The sequence below is a fragment of the Streptomyces sp. CAI-85 genome, from assembly GCF_013363615.1.
Taxonomy (GTDB): Bacteria; Actinomycetota; Actinomycetes; order Streptomycetales; family Streptomycetaceae; genus Streptomyces; species Streptomyces antibioticus_B.
Genome location: NZ_JAANNX010000051.1, coordinates 21,456 through 37,768, shown reverse-complemented (window position 1 = coordinate 37,768; position 16,313 = coordinate 21,456). Strand labels below are relative to the sequence as shown.

Genomic DNA, 16,313 nt, shown 5'->3' with positions numbered 1-16,313 from the left:
CGGGCTTGGCGCCCTGGGCCATCTTGATCTGGATGTCGTCCGCGTTGACCAGGTACTCCGAGGTCACGCCGAACCGGCCGGAGGCGACCTGCTTGATCGCCGAGCGGCGCGCCGGGTCGTACAGACGGTCCGGGTCCTCGCCGCCCTCACCGGTGTTCGACTTGCCGCCGAGCTGGTTCATGGCGATGGCGAGGGTCTCGTGCGCCTCCTTGGAGATGGAGCCGTACGACATGGCGCCGGTGGAGAAGCGCTTGACGATCTCGGAGACCGGCTCGACCTCGTCCACGGGGATCGAGGGGCGGTCCGAGGTGAAGCCGAAGAGCCCGCGCAGGGTCATCAGCCGCTCGGACTGCTCGTTCACGCGCTCGGTGTACTGCTTGAAGATGTCGTAGCGGCCGGCGCGGGTGGAGTGCTGGAGGCGGAAGACCGTGTCCGGGTCGAACAGGTGCGGCTCGCCCTCGCGGCGCCACTGGTACTCGCCACCGATCTCCAGGGCGCGGTGCGCCGGGGCGATGCCGGAGGCGGGGTACGCCTTGGCGTGCCGGGCGGCGACCTCCTTGGCGATCACGTCGATGCCGACGCCGCCGATCTTGGTGGCGGTGCCGTTGAAGTACTTCTCCACGAAGGCGTCGTCGAGACCGACGGCCTCGAAGACCTGGGCGCCGCGGTAGGAGGCGACGGTGGAGATGCCCATCTTGGACATGACCTTCAGGACGCCCTTGCCGAGCGCGTAGATCAGGTTGCGGATCGCCTGCTCGGGCTCCAGGCCGCTGATGAAGGTGCCCGCGCGCAGCAGGTCCTCGACGGACTCCATCGCCAGGTAGGGGTTGACGGCGGCGGCGCCGAAGCCGATCAGCAGGGCGACGTGGTGGACCTCGCGGACGTCACCGGCCTCGACGAGCAGTCCCACCTGGGTGCGCTGCTTGGTGCGGATGAGGTGGTGGTGGACGGCCGCGGTGAGCAGCAGCGACGGGATCGGCGCGTGCTCGGCGTCCGAGTGGCGGTCCGACAGGACGATGAGACGGGCGCCGTTCTCTATGGCGGCGTCGGCCTCGGCGCAGATCTCCTCGATGCGGGCGGCCAGCGTGTCGCCGCCGCCGTGCACCCGGTACAGACCGGAGAGGGTGGCGGCCTTGAAGCCGGGCATGTCGCCGTCGGCGTTGATGTGGATGAGCTTGGCCAGCTCGTCGTTGTCGATCACCGGGAAGGGCAGGGTGACGCTGCGGCAGGCGGCGGCCGTCGGCTCCAGGAGGTTGCCCTCGGGGCCCAGGGACGAGCGCAGGGAGGTGACCAGTTCCTCGCGGATCGCGTCCAGCGGCGGGTTGGTGACCTGCGCGAAGAGCTGGGTGAAGTAGTCGAAGAGCAGGCGCGGGCGGGAGGACAGCGCGGCGATCGGCGAGTCGGTGCCCATCGAACCGATCGGCTCGGCGGCCGACTTGGCCATCGGCGCCAGGATGACGCGCAGCTCCTCCTCGGTGTAGCCGAAGGTCTGCTGGCGGCGGGTGACCGAGGCATGGGTGTGCACGATGTGCTCACGCTCGGGCAGGTCGCCCAGCTCGATCTCGCCGGCCTCCAGCCATTCGGCGTAGGGGGCCTCGGCGGCGAGCTGCGCCTTGATCTCGTCGTCCTCGATGATGCGGTGCTCGGCGGTGTCGACGAGGAACATCCGGCCGGGCTGGAGGCGGCCCTTGCGGACGACCTTGGCGGGGTCGATGTCGAGGACGCCGACCTCGGAGCCGAGGACGACGAGGCCGTCGTCGGTGACCCAGTAGCGGCCGGGGCGCAGGCCGTTGCGGTCGAGCACGGCGCCGACCTGGACGCCGTCGGTGAAGGTGACGCAGGCCGGGCCGTCCCAGGGCTCCATCATCGTGGAGTGGTACTGGTAGAAGGCGCGGCGGGCGGGGTCCATGGAGTCGTGGTTCTCCCACGCCTCCGGGATCATCATCAGCACGGAGTGCGGCAGGGAACGGCCGCCGAGGTGGAGCAGTTCGAGCACCTCGTCGAAGGACGCCGAGTCGGAGGCGTCCGGCGTACACACCGGGAAGACGCGCTCGAGGTCACCGGCGCCGAAGAGGCCGGAGGCGAGCTGCGACTCGCGGGCGCGCATCCAGTTGCGGTTGCCCTTGACGGTGTTGATCTCGCCGTTGTGCGCGACGAAGCGGTACGGGTGGGCGAGCGGCCACGACGGGAAGGTGTTCGTGGAGAAGCGGGAGTGGACGAGCGACACGGCCGAGGCGAAGCGGCGGTCGGACAGGTCCGGGAAGAAGGGTTCGAGCTGGCCGGTGGTCAGCATGCCCTTGTAGACGACGGTCCGCGCGGACAGCGACGGGAAGTACACGCCGGCCTCGCGCTCGGCGCGCTTGCGCAGCACGAACGCCTTGCGGTCCAGGGCGATGCCGCTGGTGCGGCCGTCGGTGACGAAGAGCTGGCGGAAGGCCGGCATCGTGGAGCGGGCGGTGGCGCCGAGCAGTTCGGGGGCGACGGGGACCTCGCGCCAGCCGAGGACGGTGAGGCCCTCCTCACCGGCGATCGTCTCGATCCGTGAGACGGCGTCCTCGCCGTCCTCGCCCTCGGGCAGGAAGGCGATGCCGACGGCGTAGGAGCCGGCCTCGGGGAGGTCGAACCCGGCCACCTCGCGCAGGAAGGCGTCGGGGACCTGGGTGAGGATGCCCGCGCCGTCGCCGGAGTCCGGCTCGGAGCCGGTGGCGCCGCGGTGTTCGAGGTTGCGCAGCACGGTCAGCGCCTGCTCCACCAGCGTGTGGCTCGCCTCGCCGGTGAGGGTGGCCACGAATCCGACGCCGCACGCGTCGTGCTCGTTGCGGGGGTCGTACATACCCTGCGCAGCAGGGCGAGCATCCATGAAGGACCAGTTCTGGCCATTCGCGGAGTGCTGGGACGGCTGGCGCGGCGTACGCATCGGCTCTCCCGTCGTCGTCTCAAGTGGCATGTCATGCGTGCCGAGGGACGACGTTGGCCCTCTGCGTGGGGTGCAAAATTTCGTGCAGGTTACATGATGGAGCGGTTCTCGGGAACCGGATACAGCGTTCCAACATGCGGACGCCATGGGGGTGCGGCGGGGGTACCGCGTATATGGCTCGAAGTATGGGGGACAGAACGGGACAGATCGGTGTCCGTCGGTCCGGGAGGCGGTGCGGGCGTCATCGCCCGTCCCGCGCGTACGCCGCAGGCGTCATTGCCCACAGCGCTTACGGCTCTTGCCCGCTGGTCAAGCGGTCGAAACCCATCAGTAACGGCTACTTATGCGGCCCATCGCATAAGTAGCGGTGGAGCTATCCTACGGCCGTTCCGAACAGATGCCCCAGGGCATATGTCACACCGGCCGCCGCGCCGCCCAGGGCGAGCTGTCGCAGTCCGCTGTACCACCAGGTGCGCGCGGTCACCCGGGCCACGACCGCACCACAGGCGAAGAGTCCGAGGAGCGCCAGCAGCACGGCCGGCCACAGCGCGCTCGCGCCGAGCAGGTACGGCAGGACGGGCAGCAGCGCGCCGAGCGCGAACGCGCCGAAGCTCGACACGGCCGCGACCGGCGGCGAGGGCAGGTCGGAGGGGTCGATGCCCAGCTCCTCGCGGGCGTGGATCTCCAGCGCCTGTTCGGGGTCGCGCGACAACTGCCGGGCGACCTGCCGGGCCAGGTCGGGGTCGACACCCCGGGTCTCGTAGAGCGCGGCCAGCTCCGCCTCCTCGTCCTTGGGGTGCCGGCGCAGCTCACGGCGCTCGACGTCCAGCTCGGCCTCGACCAGCTCGCGCTGGGAGGCGACGGAGGTGTACTCGCCGGCCGCCATGGAGAAGGCGCCGGCCGCGAGCCCGGCGAGTCCGGTCAGCACGAGGCCCTGCCGGCCGATGTCCCCGCCGGCGACACCGGTCATCAGGGCGAGGTTGGAGACCAGACCGTCCATCGCGCCGAAGACGGCGGGACGCAGCCAGCCGCCGTTCACATCGCGGTGGGTGTGGTTGTCGCGGTGCGCCGCGTGGAGCGACGCCTCGGTCTCGATGACGGCCACGGGTGGCATCCTCCTGAGTGAGCTGAGCCAAAGCTAACTTTAGACTGAGTCTAATTCCCTACGGGAACCAAGATACGCCTCCGGACTCCCCTCCGCCAGCAAAGCAAGGCTGCGCTAACCTGCGCTTTTGTCATCGAGCGCTCATTCGATCGGAAGCCCGCACAGATGTCGACCGGGTGACATGAGGGGCCCAGAGGCTCAGGTCAACCGCCGACGGTGGGACACATCCGCAAAGGGATCCGCGCCCCGAGCGGCCCTGTGGAGGAAAGGCCGCGCATGGCATCCATCCGTGAACGGGCCCGCGGCGCCCTGCTGGGCCTCGCCGTGGGAGACGCCCTCGGCGCCCCGGCCGAGAACCTGAAGCCGTCCGAGATCCGGGCCCGCTGGGGCCGTATCACCGGCTATGTGGCCGACCGGCCGGCCGGCACGGACGACACCGAGTACGCGATCTTCTCCGGTCTGCTGCTCGCCCGGCACGGCTCGGCCCTCACCCCGGCCCATGTGGAGGCGGCCTGGCACCAGTGGATCGCCGACCGTGACGAGGGCCCCTTCCGCGGCGCCGGGTTCAGCGAGCGCGGCACCCTGGAGAACCTGCGCCGGGGCCTGGCCGCCCCGATCTCCGCCCAGCACCGGCACGCCTGGAGCGACGGTCTGGCGATGCGCGCCGCCCCGTTCGGCGTGTTCGCCTCGGGCCGCCCGGCGGAGGCGGCCCGGCTGGTCGCGATCGACGGGTCGGTGAGCCACGACGGCGAGGGCATCTACGGCGGCCAGGCGGTCGCGGCCGGGGTGGCGGCGGCGATGGCGGGCGCCCCGCCGAGCGCCGTGATCGCCTCCGCGCTGGCCGTCGTCCCCGAGGACTCCTGGACGGCCCGCTCGCTGCGCCGGGCCGTGGCGGTCGCCCACCGCGGCGAACGCGCCGTCCGCTCCGCCGTCGTCATCGGCGGCTACCCCTGGACCGACCTCGCCCCCGAGGCCGTGGCCCTCGCCTTCGGCGCGTACGCGTCGGCGGACGGCGACTTCACGCAGGCCGTCCTCACCGCCGTCAACATGGGCCGCGACGCCGACACCACGGCGGCGGTCGCGGGCGCGCTGGCCGGGGCCACCCAGGGGGTCGCCGCCGTCCCGGCCCACTGGGCGGCGGCGATCGGACCGGCGCGCGGCACCTGTCTGCCGTCGATGGCCGGACACCACGTCCTGGACGTGGCCGAACTGCTGGTGCCGGGCGAGGGCGGCAAGTGGGGCGAGGGCGTGGTCGCGGCGGACCTCGTCCCGAGCCTGCTGCCGCCCGCCCCGGCGGCCCCGGCCCCGGCATCGGCTTCGGCTTCGGCCCCGGCTTCGGCCCCCGAGAAGGAGGCCGTCCGATGAGACCACCGGGACCCTGGGACGAGGGCACGACGACGCAGCCGCAGGGCGGCACCCTCACGGAGGAACCGCGGACACCGGCGGTCACCGAGGCCACCACCGCACCCACCCCGCCGCGCCCCCACCGCATCCGCGGCCTCCTCCTCGGGCTGGCCGCCGGTGACGCCGCCGGATGGCCGGCCGCCCGGCACCGCGCCGCCCGGATGCCCGAGTGGACCCGCCGTCTCACCCGCGAACTCGACACCTTCGCCGAGCAGAACGCCACCACCACCCTCCCCGTCCCCATCGCCCTCAACCAGCCCCCGGAACCTCTGCGCCTCGGCCCCTCCGACGACGCCGAGTGGGCCGCGTTCGCGGCGGAGGCCGTCCTGCGGGCCGGCGACGACACCGTCCTCGGCGACCTCGGCCGGGAACGCCGGATGCGCGCCGCCATCGACCTCACCTGGAACGCCGTCGCCAGCGAGGTCGCGGCCGCCGCCGACCGGGCCCCGGAGATCGAGTCCGCGGTGCTGCCGCTGCGCGCCCGGATCTCCGTACGGGCCGGGCTCGGCAACCTCGCGGCGGGACTGCGGCCGCCCGCCACCGGCCACGACAACCCGCACTACTTCGACGACGCGGCCTGCGTACGCGCCTGTGTCCTCGCCGTCGCCCACCCCGGCGACCCCCGACTCGCCGCCGAACTCGCCGAGTTCGACGCCCGCTACACCCAGGACGGCGACGGGGTGCACGGCGCCCGCGCGATGGCCGCCGCGCTCGCCCTGGCCCTGACCGGCGCGGCTCCCGGGGCCTGTGTGGACGCGGCGCTCGCCGAACTGCCCGAGGGCACGGAGATCGGCCGCAACGCCCGGCACGCGCTGGCGCTGGCGCGCGACGCCGACAGCGCCTTCGCACTGGTCCCGCTCCTGGAGCACCAGATCGTCGACCACGTCTACAGCTACGGCATCGCGGCCGCCGAGACGGTCCCGGTGGCCCTCGCCCTGGCGCTGGCCTCCGGCGGCCGGGTCGCCGAGGCCGTTCCCGCGGCGGCCTGTCTGTCGCGGGTGGCGGACTCCGCGCCGGCGCTGGCGGGCGCCCTCACCGGCGCGCTGGGCGGCGGCGACACGATCCCCGCCTCCTGGCGGGACGCCTGCCGCACCCTGTCCGGCTGCGCGCTCCCCCGGCTCACCGGCACCGACCTGGTGGAACTCGCCGAACTCCTGGAAGCGGCACAACCGGCCCCACCAGGAGGATGATTCGGGGCATGACGCCCAAAGCAGCAGAAAGCCCTGAGGCGGGTCTCGACGAACGGATCACCGGCGCCCTGGTCGGCGCGGCCGTCGGCGACGCGCTCGGCGGCCCGGTCGAGGGCTACTCCCCCGACCGGATCACCGAGCGCCACGGCGGCCGCGTCCACGGCATCGTCGGCCCCTGGAACGGCGACGCCTGGCGCACCGCCCGCCCCATCGCCCCGTACCACAAGGGCGACGGACACGTCACCGACGACACCTTGATGACCCACGCCCTGATCAGGGTCTACGCCACGGTCCGCGGCCACCTCGACGCCTACGCGATCGCCGACCACCTGGTCCCCGACCTGATGACCAACCCCCGCTGGATCCCGGAGCTGGAGGCGGAGGCGCTCCCCCTCCAGCGGATCTTCCTCGCGGAGAAATGGCTCGTCGCCCGCCTCCACTACGGCCATGTGGACCCCCGCGAGGCGGGCAACGGCAACATCGTCAACTGCGGTGCGGCGATGTACATGGCGCCCGTCGGTCTGGTCAACGCGGCCGATCCGGTGGGCGCGTACGCCGAGGCGCTGGACGTCGCGGGCGCCCACCAGTCCTCCTACGGCCGGGAGGCGGCGGGCGTCTTCGCGGCGGCGGTCGCGGCGGCCTGCACCCCGGGCGCCACGGTGGACTCGGTGGTGGCGGCCTGTCTGTCCCTGGCGAAGGACGGCACCCGCGCGGCGATCGAGGCGGTCTGCGAAGAGGCGTCCCGCCACCGGGACTTCGAGTCGGCCCTGCTCCCGCTGCGCCGGGCCGTGACGCCGTACGACACCGTGGGCCCCGACTACCGCAGGCCCTCCCTCGGGGCCCGGCGCCCCTCCCGGCTGCACGCGATCGAGGAACTCCCGGTGGCGCTCGGCATGTTGGTGGTCGCGGCCGGCGACTACCGGCACGCCGTGCTCGGTTCGGTCAACTACGGCCGTGACTGCGACTCGATCGCCACGATGGCCGGGGCGCTGGCCGGCGCCCTCGGCTCCCCCGTCCCCGACGAGTGGTCGAAGCGGGTCGCCGAGGCCAGCCGGCTCGACCTGTGGGAGCCCGCCCGCACCCTCACCGAGGTCACCCGGCAGATCTTCGCCCGGGACACCGCGGCACGCCGGGCCCGCGAGGCGGCGTTCACCACCCTCCTCGGAGGCCCGGGATGCTCCGCCTGACCTGGGTCCAGCCGGAGGACCTCCTCGGCCATGAACTCCGCCAGGCGGCCGAGGACGGCCGGGAGCCCTGGGCGATCGCCGCCCGCTGGCGCGCGGCCGGCGGCCCCGAGGCACCGGCCCGCGCGGGCGCCTCCGCCCACCGTGTCTCCGGCTATCTGCGGCAGCTCGCCGACGACCTGCTGGACGAACTGGCCGACCTGCCCAGCGGACTGGCCGACGACGAACCGACCGACCTGGACGCCGTCCGCCGCCTCTGCGCCCCCGCCTACGACCGCACCGGCTCCCCCGCCGCCGCCCCGGCGGGACCCGACCGGTCCGCGCTGGAGGCGGCCTGGACCGGACGGGCCGTCGGCTGTCTCCTCGGCAAACCCGTGGAGAAGCTCCCGCTGGACGGCATCCGCGCCCTCGCCCGCGCCGCCGGCAACTGGCCGCTCCGCACCTACTTCACCGCCCGGGGCGTCCCCGGCCACCTCCTGGAGGAACATCCCTGGAACCGCCGCTCGGCGACGACCTCCCTCGCTGAGAACATCGACGGCATGCCCGAGGACGACGACCTCAACTACCCCTTGCTGAATCTGCTGTTGATCCAACGCCACGGCCGGGCGTTCGACACCGCCGACGTGGCGCGGCTCTGGCTGGACGAACTCCCCGCGGGCCGCACCTTCACCGCCGAACGCGTCGCCTACCGCAATCTGCTCTCCGGCGTCGAACCCCCGCACACCGCCCGCCACCGCAACCCGTTCCGCGAATGGATCGGCGCCCTCATCCGCGCCGACGTCCACGGCTGGACCAACCCCGGCGACCCGGCCGCCGCGGCCGAACAGGCGTACCGCGACGCCGCCTTGACCCACACCGCCAACGGCGTCTACGCGGCGATGTTCACGGCGGCCGTCATCGCCGCCGCGGCCACCGGGGACCACGACGTGCACGCGTGTCTGCGCGCCGGGCTCTCCGTCGTCCCGCCCCGCTCCCGGCTCGCCCACGCGGTCACCCACGCCGTCCGGCTGGCCGAGTCCCACACCGACTTCGACACGGTCGTGGACGAACTCCACACCACGCACAAGGCCGCCCACTGGGTGCACGCCGTGCCCAACACCGCCCTGATCGCCGCCGCCCTCACCCACGCCGACGGCGACTTCACCGGCTCGGTGTGCCGCGCGGTGTCCGGCGGCTGGGACACCGACTCCAACGGCGCGACCGCGGGCAGCGTCGCCGGTCTCCTCGCCGGACGGCCCGACGCCCTCCCCGACCGCTGGACGGCCCCGCTCAAGAACCGGCTGGCCACCTCCGTCGCCGGTTTCGACGGCACCGGCTTCGACACCCTCGCCCATCTCACCTGGTCCCTCACCCCCCGGGAGGCGTCCCGCCCATGACCGACATCGTCGTGCTCGGCAGCACGAACATGGACCTCGTCGCGTACGTAGAGAAGGCCCCGCAGCGCGGGGAGACCGTCACCGGACGGGAGTTCCGCACGATCCCCGGCGGCAAGGGCGCCAACCAGGCGATCGCCGCGGCCCACGCGGGCGGCATCGTCTCGATGATCGGCGCGGTCGGCAACGACTCCTTCGGCGCCCGGCTGCGCTCCACCCTGGAGCACTCCGGGGTGAACACCGACCATCTGCGCACGGTCGAATCCCCCTCCGGCACCGCGCACATCGTCGTGGACGACGAGGGCGGCAACGCGATCGTCGTCGTCCCCGGCGCCAACGGCACCGTCGACCATCTCGCCCCCGGCGACGAGGGCCTGATCGCCTCCGCCGACGCGCTGCTGCTCCAGTTGGAGGTCCCGCTCGCCGCGGTCGTCGCGGGTGCCGAGGCGGCCCGTGCCCACGGCGTCCGGACGATCCTCACCCCGGCCCCCGCCCGGCCGCTGCCGCCCGAACTCCTCGCCGCCGTCGACCTGCTGGTCCCCAACGAGCACGAGGCCACCGCCCTCACCGGCCGCACCGACCCGCGCGAGGCGGCCGCGGCCCTGCTGGAGAGCGTGCCGGAGGTCGTGGTCACGCTCGGCGCGGCCGGCAGCCTCTACCTGGCGCGCGGCGCCGAACCCGTCGAGGTGCCCGCGCCCCGGGTCACCGCCGTCGACTCCACCGGCGCGGGCGACACCTTCGTCGGCGCGCTCGCGGTGGCCCGCGGCGAGGACCTGCCCATGCGGGAGGCCCTGGCCTGGGCGGCCGCGGCGGCGGCGCTCTCCGTGCAGCGGCCCGGCGCGTCCGCCTCGATGCCGTACCGCTCCGAGATCGACAAGCAGTACGCGTCATGACCGGGCCCGCCGCCACGACCCCGCCGGCCGGTTCACCGCCCGGCTCTCCCACCAGCCCGCCCGCCGGTCCGCTGACCGGGCTGCGCGTCCTCGATCTGGCCACCCTCTTCGCCGGGCCCATGGCCGCCACCCTGCTCGGCGACTTCGGCGCGGAGGTGATCAAGGTCGAGCACCCGGAGCGGCCCGACCCGTCCCGGGGCCACGGCCCGTCCAAGGACGGCGTCGGCCTGTGGTGGAAGCACCTCGGCCGCAACAAGCGCACGATCACGCTGAACCTCTCCACCCCCGGCGGCCGCGCCACCCTGCTGCGGCTCGCCGCGAGCGCCGATGTGATCGTGGAGAACTTCCGCCCCGGCACCCTGGAGAAATGGGACCTCGGCTGGGAGGAGCTGTCGGCCGCCAACCCGCGGCTCGTCCTCACCCGGGTCACCGGCTTCGGCCAGTTCGGCCCCTACGCCCACCGCCCCGGCTTCGGCACCCTCGCCGAGGCCATGAGCGGCTTCGCCGCGATCACCGGCGAACCGGACGCGCCGCCGGTGCTGCCGCCGTTCGGTCTCGCCGACTCCATCGCGGGCCTGGCCACCGCCTACGCCGTGATGACCGCCCTGGCCGCCCGTGACCGCACCGGCGAGGGCCAGGTGGTGGACATGGCCCTGATCGAACCGATCCTGATGGTCCTCGGCCCCCATCTGCTCTGGTACGACCAGCTCGGCCATGTGCAGAAACGCACCGGCAACCGCTCCGCGAACAACGCCCCGCGCAACACCTACCGCACCGCCGACGGCACCTGGGTCGCCGTGTCCACCTCGGCGCAGTCGGTCGCGGAGCGCGTGATGCGGCTGGTCGGACGTCCCGAGCTGATCGAGGAGCCGTGGTTCGCGACCGGCGCCGAGCGCGCCGCCCACACCGACGTCCTGGACGAGGCGGTCGGCACCTGGATCGCCGCCCGCCCCCGCACCGAGGTGCTCGCCGCCTTCGAGAAGGCCGAGGCGGCCGTCGCCCCGGTGCAGGACGTCCGGGACGTGATGGCCGACCCCCAGTACCAGGCCCTCGGCACGATCGCCGCCGTGGACGATCCGGAGCTGGGCGCGCTGCGGATGCAGAACGTGCTCTTCCGGCTCTCCGCCACTCCGGGCGCGATCCGCTGGGCGGGCCGTCCGCACGGCGCCGACACCGACGCCGTCCTCACCGAGCTGGGGCTGACCGGCGCCGACCTCGCGGCCCTGCGCGCGGAGGGCGCCCTGTGATCCCCACCCCGCTGACCTGGCTCTACGTCCCCGGGGACCGGCCGCACATCGTCAGCAAGGCGCTCACCTGCGGCGCCGACGTCGTCATCGTCGACCTGGAGGACGCGGTCGCCCCCGACCGCAAGGAGTACGCCCGTACGGCCACCGCCGAGCGGCTCTCCGACCCCCAGCCGGTGCCGGTGCACGTCCGGGTCAACGCCCTCGACGGCCCGCTGGCCGGCGCCGACCTGGACGCCGTGGCCGCCCTCCCCGGCGTCCGCGGGCTGCGGCTGCCCAAGGTGGTCTCCCCCGCCCAGATCACCCGGCTCGCGGAACGGCTCGCCCCGGCGGGCGGCGGGGCCCCGCCCCTCTACGCCCTGCTGGAGAGCGCGCTGGGCGTCGAGCACGCCTACCCCATCGCCGCCGCGCACCCCGCGCTGCGCGGGATCGCCCTCGGCGAGGCCGACCTCCGGGCCGACCTCGGGATCCGCGACGACGCGGGCCTCGACTGGTCGCGCTCGCGGGTGATCGTCGCCGCGCGGGCCGCGGGACTGAACCCGCCGCCGCAGTCCGTGCACCCCGACACCCGGGACCTCAACGGGCTCGCCGCGTCCTGCGCCCACGGCCGCACCCTCGGCTTCCTGGGCCGCGCCGCGATCCACCCCCGGCAGCTCCCGATCATCGAACGGGCCTATCTGCCCACCGAACAGGAGCTGGAGGAGGCGGAGACCGTCGTCAAGGCGGCGGCCGTGGAACCGGGCGCGCAGGCCCTGCCGGACGGCCGGTTCATCGACGCGGCGGTGGTCGCGGCGGCGCAGCGCACGCTGTCCCTGGCCCGCCGACGCTGACCGCCGCGCCGCGCACGACAAGGGCGCCCGGGGTGACCCCGGGCGCCCTGTGCGTCGTACGACCGCGTCGGCTCAGCTCTTCTTGCCGGCGGACTCGGTCTCGTCGGCGGTCTTGTCGGCAGCCTCGTCGGCGTCCTCGGACTTCCCCTCGGACTTCTCCTCGTCCTTCGGGGCCGCCTCGGTGCCGGACTCGGACTCGGCCTTCGTGTCGGCCGGCTCCTCGGACTTCACGGACTCGCCGTCGGTCCCCGCGTCGGAGCCGTCCTCGGCGGCGCCCGGCTCCACGATCTCCTCGCGTCCCGGCCGCTTCTTCGCCGACACCACGATGTACGTCACCGCCAGCACGAACACCACGATCGCGGTCCAGACGTTCAGCCGCAGGCCCAGGACGTGGTGGGCGTCGTCGATCCGCATGTACTCGATCCACCCGCGCCCGGCGCAGTACGCGGCGACGTACAGCGCGAACGCCCGCCCGTGCCCGAGCTTGAAGCGGCGGTCGGCCCAGATGACGAGCAGGGCGACACCGACGCACCACAGCGACTCGTACAGGAACGTCGGGTGGTAGTACCCGGGCATCCGGCCGTCGGTCGAGGACGTGATGTGCAGGGCCCACGGCAGGTCCGTCGCCTTGCCGTACAGCTCCTGGTTGAACCAGTTGCCCCAGCGGCCGATCGCCTGGGCGAGCGCGATACCGGGCGCGATGGCGTCGGCGTACGCGGGCAGGGCGATGCCCCGGCGGCGGCAGCCGATCCAGGCGCCCACCGCACCGAGCGCGATGGCGCCCCAGATGCCGAGGCCGCCCTCCCAGACCTTGAAGGCGTCCACCCAGTCACGGCCCTCGCTGAAGTACAGCTCGTAGTCCGTGATCACGTGGTAGAGGCGGCCGCCGACGAGGCCGAAGGGCACCGCCCAGACGGCGATGTCGGCGACCGTCCCGGCGCGCCCGCCCCGGGCGACCCAGCGCTTGTTGCCGAGCCAGACCGCGACGAAGACGCCGATGATGATGCAGAACGCGTAGCCGCGCAGCGGGACGGGGCCGAGGTACAGCACCCCGCGCGACGGGCTGGGAATGTAGGCAAGTTCCATGGCAGGGTCGACGCTACCGTGCCGGACCGGGCGCACGGCGGGCAGCCCGGCTACGGCTCCATAACGGGCGGGTGAGAAACCCTCTCACCCTCCGCCCGCCCGCGCTCACCCCTGGTTGGCCTCCTCCACCATCTGCTTCAGCTTCGCCGGGGTCATCGACTGGTCCTGGTAGATGTTCTTGCCGTTGAACAGGACGGTGGGGGTGCCGCCGAAGCGGCCGTCCTGGAACGCCTGGTTGGACTTCGCGACCCAACTGTTGTGCGTGCCCTTCTCGACACATGTACGGAACTCGGGGGTATCAAGCCCGTCGACCTTGCCGGCCAGCTCGATCAGCTTGTCGTTCTCCGCGAAGGCGTCGTCGGTTTCCTCGGGCTGGTTCTCGAAGAGCACGTCGTGGTAGGCGGGGAACTTCCCGGCGTTCTGCGCGCAGGCCGCGGCGTTGGCCGCGTTGCGCGAGCCGCTGCCGCCCATGTTGCCGTCGATCAGGGTCACCAGGTGGTACTCGACTCTGAGCTGTCCGGACTCGGTCAGCTCATGGATCGTCGGCCGGTACGCCGCCTCGAACGCCTTGCAGGCCGGGCAGCGGAAGTCCTCCCACACGGTGAGCGTGGACCTGGCGTCGTCCTTGCCGACGGGGATCGCCAGGGCGTCCTTGCCCTGGGCCCCCGAGGGGGCGACGACCGGGCCGGCGTCGGCGCTGTCGTCGTCCTTCCCGGCGTTGGCGGCGACGATGCCGATCACGGCGGCCAGGCCCAGTACGCAGACGACGCTCGCGGCGACGATCAGGGTGCGCCGCCGCCGCTCCGCGGCCTTCTGCTTCTCGCGCTCCGCCGCCAGCCGCTCCCGGGCGTTGCGCTTTCCGTCACGATTCTTCTCGCTCACACCCCCAGAACGAACCGGGGAGGCGCATTGCGCCTCCCCGGTCCCAGGTCCACCCGTACGGGTGACCGTGTCCTTCACACCGCCCGGCTCACACCCGGCGGCGCACGCCCTTCGCCAGATCGGCCGCGAGGTCGCGGACCGCCGCGATCCCGGCCGCGTGGTCCGGCGCGTCCAGCATCCGCTTGACGAAGGCCGAGCCGACGATCACCCCGTCGGCGAAGCCGGCGACCTCGGCGGCCTGCCGGGCGTCGGAGACGCCGAGGCCGACGCAGACGGGCAGCTCGCTGCCGGTGGCCCGGGTGCGCTCGACCAGGTCCTGGGCCTGCGCGCCGACCGACTCACGGGTGCCGGTGACGCCCATCAGCGAGGCGGCGTAGACGAAGCCGCTGCCCGCCGCGGTGATCGTGCCGAGCCGCTCGTCCTTGCTGCTCGGCGCCACCACGAACACCGTCGCCAGACCGTGCTTCTCGGCGTGCTCGCGCCACAGCGCCGACTCCTGCACCGGCAGGTCGGGCAGGATGCAGCCCGCGCCGCCCGCCTCGGCGAGTTCGGCGGTGAACCGCTCGACGCCGTAGCGGTCGATCGGGTTCCAGTACGTCATCACGAGCACCGGCTTCCCGGTGGCCGTGTGCGCCTCGCGCACCGTCCGCAGCACGTCGGCGATCCGCACCCCGCCGCGCAGGGCGATGTCGTCGGCGGTCTGGATGACGGGGCCGTCCAGGACGGGGTCGCTGTGCGGCAGCCCCACCTCGACGACGTCGGCGCCGCCGTCGAAGACGGCCTTGATCGCCTCGATGCCGCCGTCCACGGTCGGGAACCCGGCCGGCAGATAGGCGATCAGCGCGGCCCGGTCCTCGGCCTTCGCCGCGGCGAGGGTGTCGCTCAACAGCCGGATGTTGCCGCTCACTTGGCGTCCCCCTCGATCTCGGCGGTGGCGGCCGCGTCGGCGGCGACCTCGGCGTCGGTGTCGTACAGCCCGAAGTAACGGGCGGCGGTGTCCATGTCCTTGTCGCCGCGGCCGGACAGATTGACCACGATCAGCCCGTCCGGTCCCAGTTCCCGGCCGACCTCCAGGGCGCCGGCCAGGGCGTGCGCGGACTCGATGGCCGGGATGATGCCCTCGGTGCGCGAGAGCAGACGCAGCGCCTGCATGGCCGCGTCGTCGGTGACCGCGCGGTACTCGCCGCGGCCGGAGTCCTTGAGGTAGGAGTGCTCGGGGCCGATGCCCGGGTAGTCCAGACCGGCCGAGATGGAGTACGGCTCGGTGATCTGGCCCTCGTCGTCCTGGAGGACGTAGGAGCGGGAGCCGTGCAGGATGCCGGGCTCGCCCGCGGTCAGGGTCGCCGCGTGCTCGCCGGTCTCCACGCCGTGTCCGGCCGGCTCGCAGCCGATCAGGCGCACCCCGGTGTCGGGGATGAAGGCGTGGAAGAGGCCGATGGCGTTGGAGCCGCCGCCGACACAGGCGATCGCCGCGTCGGGCAGCCGTCCGGCGCTCTCCAGGATCTGGCGGCGGGCCTCGACGCCGATGACCCGGTGGAAGTCGCGGACCATCGCCGGGAAGGGGTGGGGACCGGCGACCGTGCCGAACAGGTAGTGGGTGTGGTCGACGTTGGCGACCCAGTCGCGGAACGCCTCGTTGATGGCGTCCTTCAGGGTGCGGCTGCCGGACTTCACGGCCACGACCTCGGCGCCCAGCATGCGCATCCGGGCCACGTTGAGGGCCTGGCGCTGCGTGTCGATCTCGCCCATGTAGATGGTGCAGTCGAGGCCGAAGAGCGCGCAGGCGGTGGCCGTGGCGACGCCGTGCTGTCCGGCGCCGGTCTCGGCGATCACCCGGGTCTTGCCCATGCGCTTGGTGAGCAGCGCCTGGCCCAGCACGTTGTTGATCTTGTGGGAGCCGGTGTGGTTGAGGTCCTCGCGCTTGAGGAAGATCCGTGCGCCGCCGGCTTCCGCGGCGAAGCGGGGGACCTCGGTGAGGGAGCTGGGGCGGCCGGTGTAGTGGACCAGCAGGTCGTCCAGTTCGCGGGCGAACTCGGGGTCGTGCTTGGCCTTGTCGTACTCGACGGCGACCTCGTCCACGGCGGCGACGAGGGCCTCCGGGATGAACTTGCCGCCGTAGGCGCCGAAGTAGCCTTCGGCGGTGGGGACCTGACCCTCCGGGTCGGGGATGAAGAACTCGCTGGGCATGCGGAAACCTCACGGTGA

Annotated in this window: 13 protein-coding genes; 7 read left to right on the top strand and 6 right to left on the bottom strand. The window is 73.3% G+C overall.

What is annotated here, in order from left to right:
• Both G6W55_RS30465 and G6W55_RS30460 read right to left on the bottom strand, forming a co-directional pair.
• Positions 1–2,917, bottom strand: a 2,917-nt coding sequence (locus G6W55_RS30465; RefSeq protein ID WP_254876505.1) for a glutamate synthase central domain-containing protein, incomplete at its 3' end; no start/stop codon positions are given.
• Between the two features lie 373 nt (positions 2,918–3,290).
• Positions 3,291–4,022 (bottom strand): VIT1/CCC1 transporter family protein, encoded by a 732-nt coding sequence (locus G6W55_RS30460; protein WP_175523974.1) that lies wholly within the window; start codon positions 4,020–4,022, stop codon positions 3,291–3,293.
• A 276-nt stretch (positions 4,023–4,298) separates the two neighbouring features.
• Between G6W55_RS30460 and G6W55_RS30455 the strand changes: the two genes are divergently transcribed.
• From G6W55_RS30455 to G6W55_RS30425, 7 genes are all read left to right on the top strand, one after another.
• On the top strand, positions 4,299–5,387 hold the full coding sequence (locus tag G6W55_RS30455; protein WP_254876504.1) for an ADP-ribosylglycohydrolase family protein: 1,089 nt from the start codon (positions 4,299–4,301) through the stop codon (positions 5,385–5,387).
• Positions 5,384–6,616: an ADP-ribosylglycohydrolase family protein gene (locus G6W55_RS30450; RefSeq protein WP_254876503.1), complete on the top strand. Its 1,233-nt coding sequence runs from the start codon at positions 5,384–5,386 to the stop codon at positions 6,614–6,616. The genes G6W55_RS30455 and G6W55_RS30450 overlap by 4 nt, the downstream gene beginning before the upstream one ends.
• Before the next feature lie 8 nt (positions 6,617–6,624).
• Positions 6,625–7,803 carry an ADP-ribosylglycohydrolase family protein gene (locus G6W55_RS30445; protein ID WP_175523973.1) on the top strand — a complete coding sequence of 393 codons (1,179 nt, stop codon included), beginning with the start codon at positions 6,625–6,627 and terminating at the stop codon, positions 7,801–7,803.
• On the top strand, positions 7,791–9,176 hold the full coding sequence (locus G6W55_RS30440; RefSeq protein ID WP_175523972.1) for an ADP-ribosylglycohydrolase family protein: 1,386 nt from the start codon (positions 7,791–7,793) through the stop codon (positions 9,174–9,176). The genes G6W55_RS30445 and G6W55_RS30440 overlap by 13 nt, the downstream gene beginning before the upstream one ends.
• The gene (rbsK, locus tag G6W55_RS30435; protein WP_175523971.1) at positions 9,173–10,066 is read left to right on the top strand and encodes a ribokinase; all 894 of its coding nucleotides are present in this window, start codon (positions 9,173–9,175) and stop codon (positions 10,064–10,066) included. The genes G6W55_RS30440 and rbsK overlap by 4 nt, the downstream gene beginning before the upstream one ends.
• Before the next feature lie 119 nt (positions 10,067–10,185).
• Positions 10,186–11,313 carry a CaiB/BaiF CoA-transferase family protein gene (locus G6W55_RS30430; RefSeq protein WP_244367698.1) on the top strand — a complete coding sequence of 376 codons (1,128 nt, stop codon included), beginning with the start codon at positions 10,186–10,188 and terminating at the stop codon, positions 11,311–11,313.
• On the top strand, positions 11,310–12,140 hold the full coding sequence (locus tag G6W55_RS30425; RefSeq protein WP_175523970.1) for a CoA ester lyase: 831 nt from the start codon (positions 11,310–11,312) through the stop codon (positions 12,138–12,140). The genes G6W55_RS30430 and G6W55_RS30425 overlap by 4 nt, the downstream gene beginning before the upstream one ends.
• 72 nt (positions 12,141–12,212) lie before the next feature.
• Here the strand turns inward: G6W55_RS30425 and lgt are convergent, their stop codons facing one another.
• The 4 genes from lgt to trpB all read right to left on the bottom strand — a co-directional run bounded on the left by lgt (position 12,213) and on the right by trpB (position 16,295).
• Complete coding sequence (lgt, locus tag G6W55_RS30420; protein WP_175523969.1) at positions 12,213–13,226, bottom strand: prolipoprotein diacylglyceryl transferase; 1,014 nt, start codon at positions 13,224–13,226, stop codon at positions 12,213–12,215.
• 105 nt (positions 13,227–13,331) lie between these two features.
• Complete coding sequence (locus G6W55_RS30415) at positions 13,332–14,108, bottom strand: thioredoxin domain-containing protein (protein ID WP_175523968.1); 777 nt, start codon at positions 14,106–14,108, stop codon at positions 13,332–13,334.
• 88 nt (positions 14,109–14,196) lie between these two features.
• On the bottom strand, positions 14,197–15,015 hold the full coding sequence (trpA, locus tag G6W55_RS30410; RefSeq protein WP_175523967.1) for a tryptophan synthase subunit alpha: 819 nt from the start codon (positions 15,013–15,015) through the stop codon (positions 14,197–14,199).
• A complete protein-coding gene (trpB, locus tag G6W55_RS30405) occupies positions 15,012–16,295 on the bottom strand; it encodes a tryptophan synthase subunit beta (protein WP_175523966.1) in 1,284 nt (427 codons plus the stop codon). The genes trpA and trpB overlap by 4 nt, the downstream gene beginning before the upstream one ends.
• Positions 16,296–16,313: the final 18 nt, after the last annotated feature.